Source organism: Sciscionella sediminilitoris (assembly GCF_000737195.2).
GTDB lineage: Bacteria > Actinomycetota > Actinomycetes > Mycobacteriales > Pseudonocardiaceae > Sciscionella > Sciscionella sediminilitoris.
The window spans coordinates 184,824-202,556 of record NZ_JALM01000036.1 but is presented as its reverse complement, the minus strand read 5'-3'; the positions used below and the strand labels follow the sequence as shown (position 1 = coordinate 202,556).

The following is a 17,733-nucleotide window of genomic DNA, read 5'->3' as shown; positions in this document are numbered from 1 at the left end:
CGGGCGCACTCGCATACGCGGCCGCTGTACCCTGTGCGGCGTGACTGAGTTTGACCTGGTAGTAGTCGGTTCCGGTTTCTTCGGCCTCACCATCGCCGAGCGCGCGGCGACCCAGTTGGGCAAGCGCGTGCTCGTGCTCGAGCGCCGTTCGCACATCGGCGGCAACGCCTACTCCGAAGAGGAGCCGGAGACCGGGATCGAGGTGCACCGCTACGGCGCGCACCTGTTCCACACCTCGAACAAGCGGGTCTGGGACTACGTCAACCAGTTCACCGAGTTCACGAACTACCAGCACCGGGTGTTCGCCAAGGCGGGTGACCAGGTCTACTCCTTCCCGATGAACCTGGCGCTGATCAACCAGGTCTTCGGCAAGTCGTACTCGCCGGACGAGGCCCGTGAGCTGATCGCCAAGGAAGCCAGCGAGTTCGACACCGGCTCCGCGCAGAACCTCGAGGAGAAGGCGATCTCACTGATCGGGCGCCGGCTCTACGAGATGTTCATCAAGGGCTACAACGCCAAGCAGTGGCAGACCGACCCGAAGAACCTGGACGCCAGCATCATCACCCGGCTCCCGGTGCGGTACACCTTCGACAACCGGTACTTCAACGACACCTACGAGGGTCTTCCGGTCGACGGGTACACCGCCTGGCTGAACAAGATGGCCGAGCACCCGAACATCGAGGTGCGGCTGAACACCGACTACTTCGAGGTCCGCGGGCAGCTCCCGGAAGGCATCCCGACCGTCTACACCGGCCCGCTCGACCACTACTTCGACTACTCCGCGGGCCGCCTCGGCTGGCGCACCCTGGACTTCGAGCAGGAGGTCGTCCCTACCGGCGACTACCAGGGCACCTCGGTGATGAACTACAACGACGCCGAGGTTCCGTTCACCCGCATCCACGAGTTCCGGCACTTCCACCCGGAGCGGGACTACTACCCGAAGGACAAGACGGTCATCGTCCGCGAGTACTCCCGGTTCGCGGACGAGAACGACGAGCCGTACTACCCGATCAACACCCCGGAGAACCGCAGCAAGCTCGAGGCGTACCGGGAACTGGCCAAGGGCGAGGCGCGGAAGAACAACGTCATCTTCGGCGGGCGCCTCGGCACCTACAAGTACCTCGACATGCACATGGCGATCGGTTCGGCGCTCTCGGTCTTCGACAACAAGATCACGCCGTACTTCACTCAGGGCACCGCGCTGGACGGTTCGCTCGACGACTGAGCAATTCGGCTACGGCTCTTCGACGGAATGGGCCTGCCGATAGGACCGGGCGGCCGCGGGTTTCTCCGCGGCCGCCCGTTTCTATGTCAGCCGGTCGAACACGACCCCGGCCACCTTGCGGGTCGCCTGACACGGATCCCCGCCCGCCTTGCCGTACAGATCCACGTTCACCGTCATGACCTGCTTCGTGTCCCCGTTGAGCGTGATGTCCAGGGCACAAGCCGATTGCCGCACTCCGCCGCCGGTGCGCACCGAGGCGGCGTTGCCGTGGAAACTCGCCGGTTTCCCGCCGGGCATCGCCTTGGGTGGCCACTGCACCGAGACCAGTCCACCGCCCTCGGGCATCAGGCTGCACGAGGGGAACCGGCTCATTCCCTGCGGAAGCTGTTCCTGCCGTACCGGCTTCCCGAGCGCCGTGCCGATCTGCTCGGCGGGTGCGAGCTTCGCGCAGTCGACCTTGTCCCCCGGTGGCTGCTTCGACTGCGGGGCCGCGCTCTCCTGCGCCGCACCCCCAGCACACCCGGCGAGCAACACCAGCGTGATCACACCGGACAACCCGAGCACTACGTTGCGCATTCGCGGACAGTAGCAAACCGGACGCAACCGAAAGCGGGACACGACGTCCTATTCAATGCAGCTCAAGCCGGGTAACAAATGGGTCAGCGATCCCGCATCGGGCCCGGCAGCTATGGTAGGGCGTCCCCGGTCCGGTGTGCCCGGCCGATGGTTCACCACTGAAGACTTCCTGGAGGCCAGGACACAGATGCCGAGCAGCGCGCAAACGCCGAACAAGGCAGGCGCCGGGTCGACCAAACCCAGTGCCCGGTCGAGTAAGCCAACCACGCAGCCCAGGCACGCGGATGCGCAGGGAACGGTCGCGGCACGCGGACTGTTCTCCGGTCCCGCCCAGGTCCCCGCCGAGCTCTACGCGCGGGTCGACGAGGGCACCGTGCACCGCGAGCGTGAACGGCTGACCGTTCTCCCCGAAACCGTCGCGAGCACGAACACCTACTTCGGCCGCTTCCCCGCTTCGTACTGGCAGCGCTGGACCACGGTCAAGGTGGTCACCGCGCGCCTTGACGTGCGCGGCAAGGGCACGGTCCGGATGCAGGCCTCGGACCACGAGGGCTACCTGCGCACCGTGGCCGTGCGGGAGGTCGACGGCGCGGACACGATCACCCTCGAGGGCAAGCTGGACAAGTTCGTGGACGGCGGCTCGCTGTGGATCGAGCTGCGCACCGCCGAGTCCGAGCTGGTGGTGGAACAGCTGCGCTGGCTGGTCCCCGCCCCACAGCGGCTGCGCAAGACCTCGCTGATCATGCCGACGTGCAACCGCGTCGAGGACTGCATGACCACGCTGACCAATCTGGCCGCGGACCCGGTCGCGCTGGAGAGCCTGGACACCGTCTACGTCGCCGACCAGGGCTCCACCCCGGTGGAGGAGCAGCCGCGGTTCGCCGAGGTCACCGCCGTGCTCGGGGACCACCTGCGGTACTTCCGCCAGCCCAACCTGGGTGGGGCGGCCGGCTACACCCGTGGCCTCTACGAGGTGGCCGAGTCCGGAGAGGAGCACGCGAACGTCCTGTTCATGGACGACGACATCCTGCTCGACCCGGAGATCGTGATCCGGCTGACCGAGTTCGCCAACCACGCGAGCAAGCCGATCATCGTCGGCGGGCAGATGCTCAACCTGCTGCACCCGAACCAGCTGCTCGCCTCGGCCGAGTACGCCGATGTGCCGCGGATGATCCACGGTCTCCCCGCGCCCGGCACCAAGATGAACCAGGACCTGCTCGCGGTCGACGAGAAGACCGGCCTGCCGAAGCTGCAGGAGCGCCGGGTCGACGCCGGGTACAACGGCTGGTGGTCCTGCCTGATCCCGTCCGAGGTGATCGCGAAGATCGGGTACCCGCTCCCGGTGTTCTTCCAGGGCGACGACGTCGAGCTCGCCTACCGCGCGCACGAGCACGGATTCCCGACCGTCACCCTGCCCGGGGCCGGCGTCTGGCACGCCGACTTCCACTGGAAGGACTGGGACGAGTGGCACCGCTACTTCAACATGCGCAACTGGCTGATCGTCGCCGCGCTGCACAGTGAGTTCAAGGGTTCCACCATCGCCACCGAGCTGGGCACGAAACTCGTGCAGTACCTGCTCGGCATGCAGTACGGCCTGGCCGCCTCGCTGCTCAAGGCGGTCGAGGACTTCATGGTCGGCCCGGACATCCTCGAGGACGGCGGGGCCGCGGCCATGGCCGAGATCCGCAAGATCCGCGCGGACTACCCGGAGACCGTGAAGCGCGATCCGGCGACCGACGAGCTGGTGCCCAGCGACATCCCGCTGATCCCGTCCGCCCCGGAGCCGAAGCTGTGGGGCCCGGTCACCGTGAAGCGCATCGCCTACCAGCTGCTCGGCAAGGTGGTGCACCCGATCGGCGAGGTCCCGGCGAAGTCGAACGCCTGGTGGCACGTCGCCCTGTTCGACACCGCGATCGTCACCGACATGTCCCAGGAGGGTGTGCGGGTGCGTAAGCGCGATCGCCAGCTCGCGCTCGCCCAGGCGAAGCAGGGCGCGAAGCTGCTGCGCGAGCTCGCCAAGCGCGCCCCGGAGCTGAGCGCGCGCTACCGTGCGGCGATGCCAAGGCTGACCAGCAGGGAAAACTGGCGCCGTCTCTATAACCTCTGAGACCACGGAAGGTCACCATGGCTGCCGATACATCCACGACCCCCGAACAGACCCGCGCGATCACCGGCCAGCTGCTCGTGCAGCGCGGGCTGTTCCGCGGTCCCGCCGAGACCGTTCCGGACGAGCTCTACCTGCGTGTCGAACAGGGCGCGGCGAACCGTACCCGGAACAAGATCGGCATCGACACGCACTCGCACCTGACGGGGAACACCTACTTCGGCCGGTTCCCCGCCTCGTACTGGCAGCGCTGGACCTCGGCGACCGAGGTCTCGGTGAACGTCACCATGACCGGGGGCGGCCGCGTCGAACTGTGGCGCTCGGATGCCAACGGCGAGCGCAGCATGGTCGCCGCGACCGCCGCGCGCAGTGAGGTCACGCTCAGCTCCCCGCTGAAGACCTTCGTGGACGGCGGGGCGCTGTGGCTGGAGTTCCGTACCACCAACGAACCGCTCACCGTCACCGACCTGTACTGGACGGTGGCCGCCCCGGAGCGCCAGCGGCTCGCCTCGGTGGTCATCTGCACCTACAACCGGGTGGACGACTGCCTGACCACGCTCACCGCGCTGGGCAGCGATCCGGTCGCGCTGCAGCGGCTGGAGAACGTCTACGTCGCCGACCAGGGTGACGACAAGATCGACACCCGCGAGCGGTTCGCCGAGATCACCGAACCTCTCGGGGACAAGCTGCGCTACATCCAGCAGCCGAACCTCGGTGGTGCGGGCGGGTTCACCAGGGGCATGTACGAGACCCTCGGCGAAGAGGGCCGCACCGGCAGCGATGTACTGATCATGGACGACGACATCCTGCTGGACCCGGAGATCATCATCCGGCTCACCGCGTTCGCGAACTGCACCACCTCCCCGACCCTGGTCGGCGGCCAGATGCTGCGCCTGCTGCACCCGTCCTACCTGTTCGCGAGCGCCGAATGGGCCGATATGGACGAGTTCGTGCCCGGCAAGGTCAAGGAGGGCGGGCTGGACGACGCGAACCTGCTCGACCGCGGCCAGGATCTCGGCGACCGGCGTATCGACGCGGACTACAACGCCTGGTGGTCCTGCCTGATCCCGTCCGAGGTGATCGCCGAGATCGGCTACGCGATGCCGTTCTTCTTCCAGTGGGACGACATCGAGTACGGCTACCGCGCCAAGAAGGCCGGGTTCCCGACCGTCACCCTGCCCGGCGCCGGAGTGTGGCACGCCGACTTCGACTGGAACGACCTGGACGACTGGAAGCGGTACTTCTCCATCCGCAACGCCATGGTCTGCTCCGCCCTGCACGGCCGCCTCGACCCGATGCGCACCTGCCGGGTGCTGCTCGCCCAGATCGTGCGCAACCTGATGACCATGCAGTACGGGCTCACCGCGACCATCATCAAGGCCGCCGAGGACTTCCTGGCCGGCCCGGATGTGCTCTACGACGGCGGAGCCTCCGCTGCCGCCGAGATCCGCGCCCTGCGCTCCGAGTACCCGGACACCGTCAAGCACCCGGTCACCGACATCCCCCGGGTCATCGACCAGCACCGGCCGCGCGGCTACGAGGGCCGCCAGCTCGGCCAGCCGCCCAAGACCAAGCGCGGCATCACCGAACGGTTGCTGCTCATCCGGCGGCTGACCGACATGATCACCGGCCGCAAGGGCATCGTCGGCACCATCGCCGCCGATGAGAGCTTCTGGTGGCACATCTCCCAGTTCGAGACCGCCGTGGTCACCGACGCCTCGCAGACCGGGGTGCGCATCCGCACCCGGGACCGCGCCCAGTTCGCCGCGCTGTTGCGGTCCGGGATCCGCACCGTGCGCAGGCTGCACCGGGAGATCCCGCGCGCCAAGCAGGAATGGCAGGACGCCTTCCCCAAGCTCACCAGCAGGGAGAACTGGCAGCGCCTCTACAACCGTTAGGACGGTACGACCACCGAGGCTCACCGCCGAGCTCACCCTGCCGGGTGAGCTCGGCGGTTCTGGTACTCACGTCCCGAACCGGCTCGCTATTCTGTGACGGCGACCATCGGGAGGGGACGTATGGCGGGGAACGAGCCGGTCACGAGTGGCCCGGAAATCCAAGGGCCGGCAGATGGCGGGGAGGACAATCCCTACACCCAGACGCATCTGCACTACTCGCAGAACGCGCCGGCGATGATGCAGGTCTACGGCATGGTCATGGACACCGTGGACAAGGCCTACCACCAGCAGATCAGCGACTGGGCCAGAACCCAGGCCGATTCGCCGGGCGGGGGCGGCGGTGGCCAGCTCAAGTGCAGCCTCGGGGAGCTGAAGAAGTACCGCGAGCAGGTGGACATGATGGCCGATGCGGCAGGCAAAGATATCGAGCATGCTGGGCAGATCGCCAACGCGCAGCCGACCGCACAGGATGTGGACGGCAGCGTCATGTACGCGAACAAGCTTCGCCAGTGGGGCAAGGAACTCGTTAACGAGACCCAAGAGACCTACCACGAGCTGCAGCAGTACCGGAAGCACCTCGACTCGGTGATCAAGTCGTATGCGAACCAGGAGGACTCCGCGCAGGTGACGTTCAAGGACTTCCAGGGGCGGCTGTGAACACCCGCAAACTGCTCGGGCTGCTGCCCGTCCTCGCCCTCGCCGCAACCCTCGCCGCCTGCGGAGGCTCGCCCACCGAAGGCACGCCCAACCCGCAAGCGAACACGAGCGAGCAGCCCTCCGGCGGCGCCCCGGCCTCGGGCACGCAGCAGAAGCTGCTCGCACCCCCGGTGCCCAAACCGCTCAACGCGAAGCCGTTCCTCAGCAAGGACCAGATCTGCAAGATCGTCAACGGCAACCAAGCCAAGCAGCTCGGCATCGAAAGTCCTTACCTTGCTGGCCCGCCGGGCGCCGACAGCCTCAGCGTCGACTGCTCGTACGGCGACCGCGGCACTTCGGGAATCAGCATCGGTGTTGGTTTCCTTGTTGCCAACAAGGGCGGCTTAAGCGATATCTACAAGAAGCGGTCCGACCAGAAAGTCTGGGAACCACTCACTGTCCAGGAGTACCCGGCAGTGATCATCGATCGTGACGACAAGACGCATAGCGGCGGTTGCATGATGTACCTCGGCGTGACTGACCAACTTGCCGTTCAAGTCAGCTACCACGGCGGTAACCAGGATGATGCCAAGCAAGTCTGTGAGAAGGACAAGCAGCTCGCGGGCATGGTCATTTCGAATCTGAAACTGCAGGGCTGAGGGGGCGGCAGTCATGAGCATGGACGGGAAACAGATCTACACCCAGCTTTCCCCGACGGATGTGAGCAAGCTGGATCCGGCGCATCAGGGCGGCCAGAAGCTCACCGATATCTGGCCGGATCGTTCGGTGGAGATCGCCAGGCAGACGCAGAATCTGCAGGGGTGGTCCGGGGCGGCCGCCGATTCCGCGAAGTCGCTCGCGGCCCGGTTCGCGGTGCGCTATCAGCAGTCCGGCAGCAAGATGGCGGCCGCGCAGAAGATGTTGAGCAACCAGATGGAAGCGGCGGGCCGGGTCAAGAGTTCCGTCGTCGACATTCCGCCCGCGCCGACTCCCGCGGAGATCACCGGTGCGACCGCGGGACTGAACCCGTTCGCCGCCGTCGATGTGGTGCAAAAGCAGGCGGCGCACGAGGAAGCGAACCGGAAGAACGTCGAGGCGTACACGAACTACGTCAACGCTTCCCGGGCGAACGTGAACATGCCGCCGATCGCGGAACAGCAGCCGGGTGGCTCCGGTGGCTCCGGTGGCAGCGGGGACGGTGGCGGCGGAGGCGCGCGCACCCCGGCAGGCGGCGGGGGCGGCGGGTACCGGTACTCCGGCCCGAGCGGTGGCGGCGGGGGCGGTAGCTACGGCGGCGGCAGCGGTGGTTCCGGTGGCGGCGGGGGCCACAACGACACCCCGCCGAACCTGGGCGGTGGCGGTGGTTCCGCACCGGGGCCGGGACACGGTGGCGGTCCCGGCCCGAGTCAGGAGAACACCGGTCCCGGGCACTACCCGAACGGGTCGGGCGGGCAGCCGGGGCGGCTGGATCCGAGCTCGATCGGTGGCGGCGAGGTGCCGTATTCGCCGGGCAACTACGGCGGCGGCTTCCCCAGCGGGAGCGGTGGTCATGCCGGAAGCGGCGGCTACAGCGCAGGCGCAGGTGTGCCGCTCGGCGGACTCGGGGGCTTCGGCGGCGGGCTCGGCGGCGGGGACTCGGGCGGCTCCGGGCGTGGCTTCGGTGGTTCCGCGCGCGGTTTCGGCGGCACGGGCTCCGGTCCGGGTGGCTCGGGCGGTTCGGGCGGTGGCCCCGGTGCGGGCCCGAAGTCCGGTGCGAGTGCCGGTGCGGCCGCGGAACAGGCCGCCGCGCGCTCCGCGTCCGCGAGCACCGGCGGGCGCGGCACCGGCAGCGGGATGCCGATGGGCGGCGGCGCGGGCGGGAAGAAGGACGACGAGGAGCACCAGACGCCCTCGTACCTGATCACCGAGGAACACGGGGACCAGATCGTCGGCGAGCTCCCGCCGACCGTTCCCCCGGTCCTCGGCGAGTGACGCCCCGGGGCGGGCACCCAACGGCATATCCACAGGGGGACGACCATGGCGTTGCCGGGTGACCTCTCGATGTCGGAGAAGGCCCTCGAACGCGTACTGCGCGGATCCGGGCTCGGCGAGCTGCCGTTCGGGCTCGCACCGAGCGCGCTCTGGCTCACCGACGCCGAACGGGCCGAGGAGAACCGGCTGCTCGAACCGGAGATCGCCGCGCTGCCCATTTACGAGCGAGCGGGCGTGCTCGACCGCGAGTTCGAGGACAGTCTCCGCTGCCTGGCGCACCCGGAAACCAGCTATGTGGCGATGATCCACGTGCACGAGGAGATCCGCTACGTCCTCGCCTGCGCGCGGGCCAGGGAGGCGATCGTGGCGGTCCGCGAGAACGGGACCGTCACGCTGCGCCAGACCCACGTCTCCCGGCTACCGGAGGCACTGATCGCCGCACTGCCCGCGCATCCGCCCGCCCGCTTCACACCGTTCTCCGTGCCGTTCCACGATGAGCAGCTGCGACCGTCGGGCTATCTGCGCAGCGCGCACTCGAAGAAGGACTGGTCACACCAGCTCTGGGACGAGCTCATGGCACGCGAGCAGGTCGGCGGCGGGCAGATCGTGCTCGAACTGCGTGATGCCCTCGGACGTGCCAGACGCACCGAGGAACCGCTCGTCTATGTGGACGCCGACCTCGGCCGCTGGTCGCGCAGCACCGAGCACCGGGGCGCCAGCCGCTACGTGTTCTGCGCTCCGCTGCCCCGGGAGGACTTCGCCGGCCGGCTGCACGCGATGCGCGAACAGCTCACGAGCTAACGCCGCGACGGCGAGCCGTAGATCTGCCCGAGCGGGGGCGCGATGTCCACGTGCGCGGCGACGACATGCGAGAAATTGACCACGATCCGCGCATCGTTCGCGGCCGTGATGGTCTCGATCTCACCCGCGAGTAATTTCGCGGCCAATTTATCGGGCAGTTCCCCGGACAATTCCTCACCCAGCTCGATCAGCATAGGCTCGGCGACACCGGAGAAGTGCAGTACGAGTGCGTGTCGGTTTTCCGCCATGCGCCTAGGCCACCACCCGAACCGCTTGACCGGCAAGGGTTTTCGCGCAGAGCTGAATCATTCCTGGTTCAGGGGAAACGGATCCTATTTACGGAAAAACTGCTCGCGCTGCCCCTTGCGCACGAGCTTGAGCCATTCCGCGAATCCGCGAACGTCTTTCTTGACGGCGATGAAATAGAGCCCGAAACGCAGCACCTCGAGCATCCCGATCTTCCGCATTCCCGGCTGGGAAAGCAGATATCCACGGTTGCGGTAGGTGTAATAACGCTTGCCCGCGTCCTCGGGGTCCTGCGCATGGAATCGGCCACCGAGCATCGGCCGGAATTCCGCGGAACCGTTCGGATGCGCGTAGGCGACCCGCAGCGAGGTCCCGAACGGCAGCCCGGAACGCACCAGCCTGCGGTGCACCTCGACCTCGTCGCCGCGGAAGAACAGCCGGTAGTCCGGAACCCCGATCACGTCGAGGGTGGACGCGGCGAACAGCGCCCCGTTGAACAGCGAGGCGATCCCCGGCAGGTAGTCGACGGCCGCACCGCCGGGTTCCTCCGGAGCGGTCAGTTCCTCGACGGTGCGCTTCCAGGTCAGTCCGCGGCGCATCGGGAAGGCCAGGTTGCCCGGCTCGTCGATGTCCACCACGACCGGGGAGACCTCGGCGAGCCCGCGGTTGGTGGCCTCCTCGAGCAGGGTGGCGAGCACGTGTTCATCGGCGGGGCGGCCGTCGTCATCGGCCAGCCACACCCATTCCGCGCCGAGCGCGAGGGCGTGCAGCATGCCGAGCGCGAAACCGCCCGCACCGCCGAGGTTGCGCCGGGAAAGCAGATAGGTCGATGGCACCGGGCAGGACTCCACGACGCCGCGCGCGGGCTCGTCCGGTCCGTTGTCCACGACGATGAGGTGATCGGGCACCCTGGTCTGGGTCGCGAGCATCTTCAGCGATTCGGCCAGCAGCTGGGTCCGATGGCGCGTGACGACGACGGCGACAACCGCACCGGGTGGCAGCTTCGCTTCGGTCATCGCGGGCACCTCCATTTACCTGGCCCCATCGGGCGCGACACTACCGGAGCCGGTGGCCAGTTCCTCGGAAGCGAGGCTGTTCTCGTTCCGTACCTCGGCCGGGTCCACGCCGATGCGCTCGAGGCCTTCGGCGCTCATGTTCTGGTACGGGTCGTAGCCCTTGTACTGCCAGATTACGTCGCGCAGGGAGCCGTGTGCCTTGATGTGCCCCTCGTCCATCCAGATCGCCGAGGTGCACAGTTCGAAGAGCAGCTCGTCCGAGTGCGAGGCGAACACGAGCATCCCGGAGCGCCGGACCAGATCGGCGAGCCGGTTGCGTGCCTTCTTCAGGAACGCGTCGTCGACCGCGCCGATCCCCTCGTCCAGGAGCAGGATCTCCGGATCGATCGAGGTCACGACACCGAGAGCGAGCCGCACCCGCATACCGGTGGAGTAGGTGCGCAGCGGCATCTGCAGGTAGTCGCCGAGCTCGGTGAACTCCGCGATGTCGTCCACCCGCTTTTCCATCTCCTTGCGGGACTTCCCCAGGTAGAGCCCGCGGATCAGGATGTTCTCGTAGCCGGAGATCTCCTGGTCCATACCGACACCCATGTCGAAGATGGGCGCGATCTTGCCGCTGATCCGGCAGCTTCCCGAGGTCGGCTCGTAGATTCCGGAGAGCAGGCGCAGCAGGGTGGACTTGCCCGCGCCGTTGTGCCCGACGAGGGCGACCCGCTCGCCTTCGTCGAGGCTCAGGTTGATGTCGTGCAGCGCCTCGATCACCGGGACCTTCGCCTCGGTACCGATCTTGCCGCCGACCTTGCCGAGCACCTTCTTCTTCAGCGAGCGCGATTTCGCGTCGAAGATCGGGAAGGCGACCGAAGCGTTGTGGACGTCGATGGAGACCATTACCTCACCTCACACCCAGTAAGAGATTCGGGCGCGGTAGTTACGCATCATGAACACGGTGACAAACCAGCCTACGATGGCCATTCCGCCGCAGACCACATAACTCCATGGGCTGACCACCTGGCCGATGAACGGCGCCCGCACCACCTGGATCAGGTGGTAGATCGGGTTCAGCTTGATGATCGGCAGCACGACCCCGGCCAGCTCGTGCCGCGGCCCCGCTGGCGAGGTCAGCTGGTCCAACGGCCAGACGATCGGGGTCAGGTAGAACATCAGCTGCACGATCGCGTTGATCAGCTGCGGGAAGTCCCGGAACCGGGTGGAGATGATCCCGAAGAACATCGTTATCCAGGCCATGTTGACGATGACCAGCAGGAAGCCCGGGATACCGAGGAACCAGTGCCAGTCCAGCCCTGGGTGACAGGTCAGGCCCGGTTTGCAGATGCCGTCCTGATCGCTGGTCGCGTACGGCTGGCTCAGGTTGACGAAGAAGACCCCGACCACGACCACGTAGACGATCGCGTTGTGCGCGAACATCAGGAACTGCCGCCACACCGTGCGCAGCGTGTAGATGGAGATCGGCGCGGGCAGGTGCTTGATCAGCCCCTCGTTCGCGATGAACGTCTCCATGCCCTCGGTCAGGCAGTTCTGGATGAACGTCCAGGTGATCAGCCCGGTGAGCACGTAGGGCAGGAACGTCTGGAAGTTCTGCCCGAACAGCACGCCGTAGAGCAGACCGAGGCCGAGCGCGATGACCGCCTGGCTGATGGTGATCCAGAACGGCCCGAGCACCGAGCGGCGATATCGCTGCTTGATGTCCTGCCAGCCGAGATGGCTCCACAGCTCGCGCGCGGCGAACCCGTCACGCAGGTCCGCGAGCGCGCGGGTGAGACTACGCGGGGACGATTCGGCGAACGCGGTGGCCCGCTTCTCCTCGACGGTGGCTTGCACGATCGCCGAGGGTACCGGCGTGTACTTCAGGGGTGTGTGCCTGGGCCGGTATGCATTTCCTCGCTCACTCGCACGCAACCTTAGCCAGGCGTGTGATCGGTGTGAGGACCTGCCCCGGGCCAGCGTGTGCGGTGGCGGCGGGCACCCGTTGTCTGAGTAGCATGTCGGCGTGGCGACCACCCCACTATTGCGTGAACTTCTCGATGCCTACGCCGACCGGCCGAATCCGTCGACGGTCGCCGTCGTCGGTAACCAGCCGCTCGGCGCCGATCCGGCGCGCGCGGCCGCGGTGGACGCCTGTGAGCTGGTCATCCGGGTCAACGGGTTCAAGCTGGACGAGCCCGGCGAACCGAGCACCGGAACGCGGGTGCACGCCGTGGTGTTCAACCGGGCCCTGCGCGCGACCCCGTGGGTGTTCGCCGATTACCCGAGGCGGTGTTATCTGCTCGTGGAACCGGGCAGGCTGCACTGGGAACCGGAGACCCTGCCCGGCTGGTGGCCTGCCGACCTCGGCCAGGTGCACGTCTCCAACTACGAGGTGACCCTCCCGCTCTCCGATGCGCTCGGGCTCCCCTCGCGTACCGAGTCGACCTGGGCCACGACCGGCACCATGGCGGCCTGGATCGCCCGCACCACCTACCCTGAAGCCAAGCTGCTGCTCACCGGGTTCTCGTTCATCGACGATCCGACGCAGACCAGCTGGGCGCACGCGTCCGGGGATTCCTGCATCGTCGGGCCCGAGCACCAGATCGCCGCCGAGGGCAGGCTGCTCGAATCGTGGACGCGTACCTCGACAACCGAACTACTGCGGTAACGCCAATGGAGGCGCCCATGAACGATCAGACCCTGCTGCGCAGAGTGCGCCGGCTGCTCACCTCGCGTATCGAGCACGTCATCGACTGGCGCATCGACAACCGCATCCCGCCGCAGCGCCTCGCCGAATACGACCGGCTGCTCGCCGAGGCCGCGGAACGCCTCGCCGAGGACCGCAAACAGCTCGACGAACAGGCCGGGCTCATCGACGAACTGCGCGGGCGGCTGGACGAGGCTCACGGGCGGATCGACGAGCTCTGGGCCAAGGCCGACTGGAGCGCCAACGAGCTCGAGCGGATCATCCCGCACATCGCCGCCCAGGAATCCCAGCTGGACGCGCTGCACCAGAAGCTGACGGCCACCGCCAAACCCGAGGACGGCGAGGTCGAGCAGGCCCGCTCGCTCATCGAGGAAGTGCGCCGCGAGCACGCCCAGATCCGCACCAGGCTGACCGGTTTGTCCCGCTACGAGGAGCGCCTTTCCCGGCTGGAGCGCACCGACTGAGTCAGCGCAGGTGGGGAATCACCTTCGCGAAATCGGCCATACAGTGCTCGAAAACGGTGATATAGGTGATTCCGTATTTCTCCCGGTATTCCAGGAACGTGTCCGCGAGCTGTCGGGCGGTCCCAGCCTGCATGACCGGCGCGTCCGCGAGTAGTTCCGCTTCGACCACCCCGCCGACCTCCGCGGCCACCTGGGCATAAGCCGCGGCGCTGTCCTCGGTGACCACGAGCCGCTGCACGAGCAGGTTCCGCTCCACCTCACGCCCGTTCAGCGCGGTCTCGAGGTAGTGCACCCGCTCGGCGAAGCTCGCCGTATCGCGCACATCCAGTTGACCGCCCGCCAGCGAACCACCGGTGAACGCCACGATGTCCGCGCGCTCGGCGGCCAGGCGCAGCACGCGGTCCCCGTCCCCGCCGATGAGCACCGGCGGACCCGGCCGTTGCACCGGATCCGGCTCGGTCTCGTCGGCGTAGAACCGCGCCACCTCGTCCAGGGTGCGCTCCAGATGGTCGATACGCAGCCCGGCCCGCTCGAACGGAATGCCCGCCTTCTCGAACTCCTGTCGCGCATAGCCCACACCGAGCCCGAGTTCGAACCGTCCGTCGGTGTACAGATCCGCGCCCACCACATCCCGGGCGAGCAGGGTCGGATTGTGGAACGCCGTGTTCACTGTCAACGTTGTCAACCGCACCCGCTCGGTCGATTCCGCGGCCAGCACCACCGCAGGAAACGGCGCGGGCATCCCCAGATGGTCGGGCACCGCGAGCACATCGAAACCGAGATCCTCCACCGCCCGGCAGCGGTCGATCCACTCCCTGCGCGGGCCCGGCTTCAGCATGTTCACCCCGAACCGGAAATTCCCAGTAGTCATGGCGGTCAACCTAGCCGGAAACGCCGGGCGTTGCTGCCGTCGAAAGAACCAACATCAGCGCAGGTAGGGAATCACCTTCGCGAGATCCGCCATCCCGCGCTCGATCACGGTGATGTAGGTGATTCCGTACTCCTCCCGGTATTCGAGCAGTTTCTCGGCGATCTCCCGCGCGGTCCCCACGAGCAGGATCGGGGTCTCGGCGAGCAACTCCGCGCTGACCACATTGCCGAACTGCACGGCGAGCCCGGCATAGGCGCTCGCGCTGTCCTCGGTGACCAGCACCTGCTGCACGAGCAGATTCCGCTCGATGTCCCGCCCGTTCAGCGCCGCATCCACATGGCGCACCCGCTCGGCGAATCCCGCGGCATCGCGCGGTCGCAGCCCACCGTCCAGGTAGGCACCCGAGAAGGCCACGATGTCCGCACGCTCGGCGGCCAGGCGCAGCACGCGATTCCCGTCCCCGCCGATAAGCACCGGTGGACCCGGCTGCTGCACCGGATCCGGCTCGGTCTCATCGGCGTAGTAGCGCGCCAGCTCGTCCAGGGTGCGCTCCAGGTGGTCGATACGCAGCCCGGCCCGCTCGAAGGGGATCCCGGCCTTGTCGAACTCCGCCCGCACGTACCCCGCGCCGAGACCCAGTTCGAACCGTCCGTCGGTGTACTGGTCCGTGCCCACCACATCCCGGGCGAGCAGGGTCGGGTTGTAGAACGCCGTGTTCAACGTCAACGTTGTCAACCGCACCCGCTCGGTCGATTCCGCAGCGAGCACCACCGCGGGAAACGGCGCGGGCATCCCCAGATGGTCGGGCACCGCGAGCACATCGAAACCGAGATCCTCGACCTCCCGGCACCGTTGTACCCATTCCGCGCGCGGGCCCGGCTTCAGCATGTTCACCCCGAACCGGAAATCGTGCACCGCCATGGCGCTCAACCTACCGGGGAACCACCGGTCAGCGCGGCCACCGCGAGCACCAACATCAGCACCGCCGAGACGATCGCGATCACCAGCCTGCCACGTGCACCGGTGAGCGCCCTGCCGAGCAACCCGCCCCCGCAGACGAGCAACAACTGCCAGCTCGCCGAGGCCAGCAGGGCACCGAGCACGAACAGCGCGCCACCGCCCTCAGCCCCGCGCCCGAGTATGAGCGCGAGGAAGTACACCAGGGTCGCCGGGTTGATCGCGGTCAGCGCGAGCAGGCCGAGGAACGCGCGCACCGGGCTCGAGGCGGACACCGTCAGCGGGCCGCGATACCGGCGCACCGCGCGCAACAGCGTGAGCCCGGCGAGCAGCACCAGCGCTCCGGCACTCAGATAGCCGAGCGGGACCGCGATCGGGCGAAGCGGCTCCGCCAGGCCCGCGCCACCGAGCACCGCGAGCAGGGCATAGGCACCGTCCACGACGGCCACCCCGAACGCAGCCGAGGCCGCCACCGCGAACCGTTCCCGCGCGGCCAGCCCGACCAGGTACGCCCCGACCGCTCCGACCGGGATCGCGATGCCGTAGCCCGCGAGGATCCCGGTGAGCAGCGCGCCCATCAGCAGATGCCCGGACACCACCGCACCCGGTCCGCGCGCTGCTGCCGGTCCGCGCGGGTACTCGCGGCGGCTCGGAACAGTGCGGCACTCGCAACGGTCATATCGCGCACGGTGCCGGAACCGGTCGGCGCGGGCAACCGAATTGCGGGTTCAGCGCGACCAGTCGAGCGCTTCGAAACTGGCCCGCAGCCGGGCACCGCGCACGGGATCGTGGTTCGCGATCCAGGCGATGCGCCCGCTGAGATGTGCCGCGAAATCGGGGTGACCGGACCGATTCTGTGTGCTCGGGCCATACCGGGCGCAATTGTGCAGAATGGCGCGCAACCGGTCCGATTCCGCACGCGGAACCCGCACCCGTTCGTTCACGACGAGCCCGCCGAGCGATTGGCGCGCCGAACTGCCCTGTACGGCGGTTTTGCGCGCATTGAGCCGAAAACCCTCCTCGCCCGCGATGCGCTCCACCATCCGCAGCAGCGCCGCCGCACCGGAACGCCGCCCGTCCGCACAGGAGAACGCGAGATCATCGGCATAGCGGGTGTAGTTCCATCCCCGCGCTTCGGCGAGCCCCGCACAGCGCGCGTCCAGCCGGTGCGCCACCAGATTGGCCAGCACCGGCGAGGTGGGCGCGCCCTGGGGCAGATGCGCCTCGGCGAGCCTGCGGCCGAGCCGCCAGTGCGCGTCGAGCAGACCGGGATCCGCCGGACGCGGAACCGTCCGCCATACGGATGCGGGCAGCACGGTCGTGGTCAGTCCGGAAAGCGCGTGCGCGACCGGTTCCGGGTACCCCGCGGTGCGGAACAGGCCGTAGACCCGGCCCACGGTGACCGAGGCGAAGAACCCCTCGAGGTCACAGCGCAGCACGAGGGCCTTTCCGGTGTGCGGCGCGGCGAACGTGGCCACCGACCGCCCCGCGCGGAAACCGTGCGCGGCCGCGTGCGGTGGGATCGCGCCGAGCAGGTCCGCGAGCAGTCCCCGCTGCAGCGCTTTGAGCTGGTATTTGGGCGCCTCCAGCACGCGGATCGCACCGCTCGGCGCGCGCCGCGTCGTCACCCGATAATGCCGCAATCGCGGATCGGCCGCCGTACGCGCCAGCCGCTTCGGATCCGCGAACCAGGCGAGTTCGGCCGCGGTGAGCCCGAGCAGCCCGGCGAGGTCTTCGAGCGAATGCAGCACGGGAAGATGCCACGGGTTGCGCAGCATCCGCGTCGGCGAGACAGGCCGTCCACAGGGCATGGCGTGCTCCGCGTCCCGGTTCTGCGCCGCTTCCTGCATGGCGATCACCGCGGCGAGTTCCCGCGGACGATCGTGCGGCGCGCGCGGATAGATCCCGAGAACATCCCTGGCGAGGGCGGGTAACCATGCGGCATCCCGCCCGAGTACCCGTCTGCCACTGCCCCAGAGGCCGGATTCGGTCCACTCGCCGGAAAGAAAGGCCCCCGCGAACGCCGAAGCGAGCTCGGACCGCATTCCCGCACCTCCTCCCAGAACGGGGTGCGGTAGCGCGACTCGACCGAACACGTCGTGCGCGCGAAAGTCTGCGGCGGTCCGCTGTGGCTCGCGCGCGGTGTGCTGCCCGGGCCTGCCGGTGATCCCAGGGGTACCCCCTGAGTGGTCATACAAGGCGAAGCGCCTGCCGACCGTCTCGAGATCGCGCTACCGCACCCCGAACAGACTAAGACCCTCGTGAGTGGTTGTGTT

Annotated in this window: 18 protein-coding genes; 9 read left to right on the top strand and 9 right to left on the bottom strand. The window is 67.9% G+C overall.

What is annotated here, in order from left to right:
- The first annotated feature begins 40 nt into the window (after positions 1-40).
- Positions 41-1,225 (top strand): UDP-galactopyranose mutase, encoded by a 1,185-nt coding sequence (gene glf, locus AD72_RS17410; protein ID WP_197284997.1) that lies wholly within the window; start codon positions 41-43, stop codon positions 1,223-1,225.
- 81 nt (positions 1,226-1,306) lie between these two features.
- Here glf and AD72_RS17405 read toward each other — a convergent pair whose 3' ends face one another.
- Entirely contained in the window at positions 1,307-1,801 is a 495-nt protein-coding gene (locus AD72_RS17405) for a DUF3558 domain-containing protein (protein WP_031467578.1), read from the bottom strand.
- Positions 1,802-1,988: 187 nt separating this feature from the next.
- On the opposite strand from AD72_RS17405, the gene AD72_RS17400 reads away from it, so the two are divergent.
- The 6 genes from AD72_RS17400 (at position 1,989) to AD72_RS17375 (ending at position 9,211) form a co-directional block, all read left to right on the top strand.
- On the top strand, positions 1,989-3,908 hold the full coding sequence (locus AD72_RS17400) for a glycosyltransferase (RefSeq protein ID WP_031467577.1): 1,920 nt from the start codon (positions 1,989-1,991) through the stop codon (positions 3,906-3,908).
- Between the two features lie 17 nt (positions 3,909-3,925).
- Entirely contained in the window at positions 3,926-5,803 is a 1,878-nt protein-coding gene (locus tag AD72_RS17395) for a glycosyltransferase (protein ID WP_051898712.1), read from the top strand.
- Positions 5,804-5,923: 120 nt separating this feature from the next.
- Positions 5,924-6,460: a hypothetical protein gene (locus AD72_RS17390; protein WP_031467575.1), complete on the top strand. Its 537-nt coding sequence runs from the start codon at positions 5,924-5,926 to the stop codon at positions 6,458-6,460.
- Entirely contained in the window at positions 6,457-7,098 is a 642-nt protein-coding gene (locus tag AD72_RS17385; protein WP_031467574.1) for a DUF3558 family protein, read from the top strand. The genes AD72_RS17390 and AD72_RS17385 overlap by 4 nt, the downstream gene beginning before the upstream one ends.
- Before the next feature lie 13 nt (positions 7,099-7,111).
- Positions 7,112-8,410 (top strand): hypothetical protein, encoded by a 1,299-nt coding sequence (locus tag AD72_RS37945; protein ID WP_051898711.1) that lies wholly within the window; start codon positions 7,112-7,114, stop codon positions 8,408-8,410.
- Positions 8,411-8,479: 69 nt separating this feature from the next.
- Positions 8,480-9,211, top strand: a complete 732-nt coding sequence (locus AD72_RS17375) for an ESX secretion-associated protein EspG (protein ID WP_055731205.1) — start codon at positions 8,480-8,482, stop codon at positions 9,209-9,211.
- Here the strand turns inward: AD72_RS17375 and AD72_RS17370 are convergent.
- The 4 genes from AD72_RS17370 to wzm all read right to left on the bottom strand — a co-directional run bounded on the left by AD72_RS17370 (position 9,208) and on the right by wzm (position 12,312).
- On the bottom strand, positions 9,208-9,459 hold the full coding sequence (locus AD72_RS17370) for a hypothetical protein (protein ID WP_031467571.1): 252 nt from the start codon (positions 9,457-9,459) through the stop codon (positions 9,208-9,210). The two genes, AD72_RS17375 and AD72_RS17370, sit on opposite strands and share 4 nt — an antisense overlap.
- An 84-nt stretch (positions 9,460-9,543) precedes the next feature.
- Positions 9,544-10,473 carry a galactofuranosyltransferase GlfT1 gene (gene glfT1, locus AD72_RS17365; protein ID WP_031467570.1) on the bottom strand — a complete coding sequence of 310 codons (930 nt, stop codon included), beginning with the start codon at positions 10,471-10,473 and terminating at the stop codon, positions 9,544-9,546.
- A gap of 15 nt (positions 10,474-10,488) precedes the next feature.
- Entirely contained in the window at positions 10,489-11,361 is an 873-nt protein-coding gene (gene wzt, locus AD72_RS17360; RefSeq protein WP_037346182.1) for a galactan export ABC transporter ATP-binding subunit Wzt/RfbE, read from the bottom strand.
- 9 nt (positions 11,362-11,370) lie between these two features.
- Positions 11,371-12,312: a galactan export ABC transporter permease subunit Wzm/RfbD gene (gene wzm, locus AD72_RS17355; RefSeq protein ID WP_031467568.1), complete on the bottom strand. Its 942-nt coding sequence runs from the start codon at positions 12,310-12,312 to the stop codon at positions 11,371-11,373.
- Positions 12,313-12,499: 187 nt separating this feature from the next.
- Between wzm and AD72_RS17350 the strand changes: the two genes are divergently transcribed.
- Together AD72_RS17350 and AD72_RS17345 are read left to right on the top strand one after the other, a co-directional pair.
- Positions 12,500-13,126 carry a hypothetical protein gene (locus AD72_RS17350; RefSeq protein ID WP_031467567.1) on the top strand — a complete coding sequence of 209 codons (627 nt, stop codon included), beginning with the start codon at positions 12,500-12,502 and terminating at the stop codon, positions 13,124-13,126.
- Between the two features lie 17 nt (positions 13,127-13,143).
- Positions 13,144-13,629, top strand: coding sequence for a hypothetical protein (locus AD72_RS17345; RefSeq protein ID WP_037346179.1), 486 nt, complete (start codon positions 13,144-13,146; stop codon positions 13,627-13,629).
- Position 13,630: 1 nt separating this feature from the next.
- Here the strand turns inward: AD72_RS17345 and AD72_RS17340 are convergent, their stop codons facing one another.
- The 4 genes from AD72_RS17340 to AD72_RS17325 form a co-directional block, all read right to left on the bottom strand.
- Positions 13,631-14,500: a TIGR03621 family F420-dependent LLM class oxidoreductase gene (locus AD72_RS17340; protein WP_031467565.1), complete on the bottom strand. Its 870-nt coding sequence runs from the start codon at positions 14,498-14,500 to the stop codon at positions 13,631-13,633.
- A 54-nt stretch (positions 14,501-14,554) separates the two neighbouring features.
- Positions 14,555-15,421, bottom strand: coding sequence for a TIGR03621 family F420-dependent LLM class oxidoreductase (locus AD72_RS17335; protein ID WP_031467564.1), 867 nt, complete (start codon positions 15,419-15,421; stop codon positions 14,555-14,557).
- Between the two features lie 5 nt (positions 15,422-15,426).
- Positions 15,427-16,053 carry a LysE family transporter gene (locus tag AD72_RS17330; RefSeq protein ID WP_425480772.1) on the bottom strand — a complete coding sequence of 209 codons (627 nt, stop codon included), beginning with the start codon at positions 16,051-16,053 and terminating at the stop codon, positions 15,427-15,429.
- A 132-nt stretch (positions 16,054-16,185) separates the two neighbouring features.
- On the bottom strand, positions 16,186-17,502 hold the full coding sequence (locus AD72_RS17325) for a reverse transcriptase family protein (RefSeq protein WP_031467562.1): 1,317 nt from the start codon (positions 17,500-17,502) through the stop codon (positions 16,186-16,188).
- Positions 17,503-17,733 lie beyond the last annotated feature (231 nt).

Excerpts from the sequence above, each read along its gene's own strand:
- AD72_RS37945 (WP_051898711.1), top strand. The coding sequence starts at position 7,112 with ATGAGCATGGACGGGAAACAGATCTACACCCAGCTTTCCCCGACGGAT.
- AD72_RS17400 (WP_031467577.1), top strand. The coding sequence starts at position 1,989 with ATGCCGAGCAGCGCGCAAACGCCGAACAAGGCAGGCGCCGGGTCGACC.
- AD72_RS17370 (WP_031467571.1), bottom strand. The coding sequence starts at position 9,459 with ATGGCGGAAAACCGACACGCACTCGTACTGCACTTCTCCGGTGTCGCC.
- AD72_RS17375 (WP_055731205.1), top strand. The coding sequence starts at position 8,480 with ATGTCGGAGAAGGCCCTCGAACGCGTACTGCGCGGATCCGGGCTCGGC.
- AD72_RS17395 (WP_051898712.1), top strand. The coding sequence starts at position 3,926 with ATGGCTGCCGATACATCCACGACCCCCGAACAGACCCGCGCGATCACC.
- AD72_RS17390 (WP_031467575.1), top strand. The coding sequence starts at position 5,924 with ATGGCGGGGAACGAGCCGGTCACGAGTGGCCCGGAAATCCAAGGGCCG.
- AD72_RS17405 (WP_031467578.1), bottom strand. The coding sequence starts at position 1,801 with ATGCGCAACGTAGTGCTCGGGTTGTCCGGTGTGATCACGCTGGTGTTG.
- AD72_RS17345 (WP_037346179.1), top strand. The coding sequence starts at position 13,144 with ATGAACGATCAGACCCTGCTGCGCAGAGTGCGCCGGCTGCTCACCTCG.
- AD72_RS17335 (WP_031467564.1), bottom strand. The coding sequence starts at position 15,421 with ATGGCGGTGCACGATTTCCGGTTCGGGGTGAACATGCTGAAGCCGGGC.
- glfT1 (WP_031467570.1), bottom strand. The coding sequence starts at position 10,473 with ATGACCGAAGCGAAGCTGCCACCCGGTGCGGTTGTCGCCGTCGTCGTC.
- AD72_RS17325 (WP_031467562.1), bottom strand. The coding sequence starts at position 17,502 with ATGCGGTCCGAGCTCGCTTCGGCGTTCGCGGGGGCCTTTCTTTCCGGC.
- wzt (WP_037346182.1), bottom strand. The coding sequence starts at position 11,361 with ATGGTCTCCATCGACGTCCACAACGCTTCGGTCGCCTTCCCGATCTTC.
- AD72_RS17340 (WP_031467565.1), bottom strand. The coding sequence starts at position 14,500 with ATGACTACTGGGAATTTCCGGTTCGGGGTGAACATGCTGAAGCCGGGC.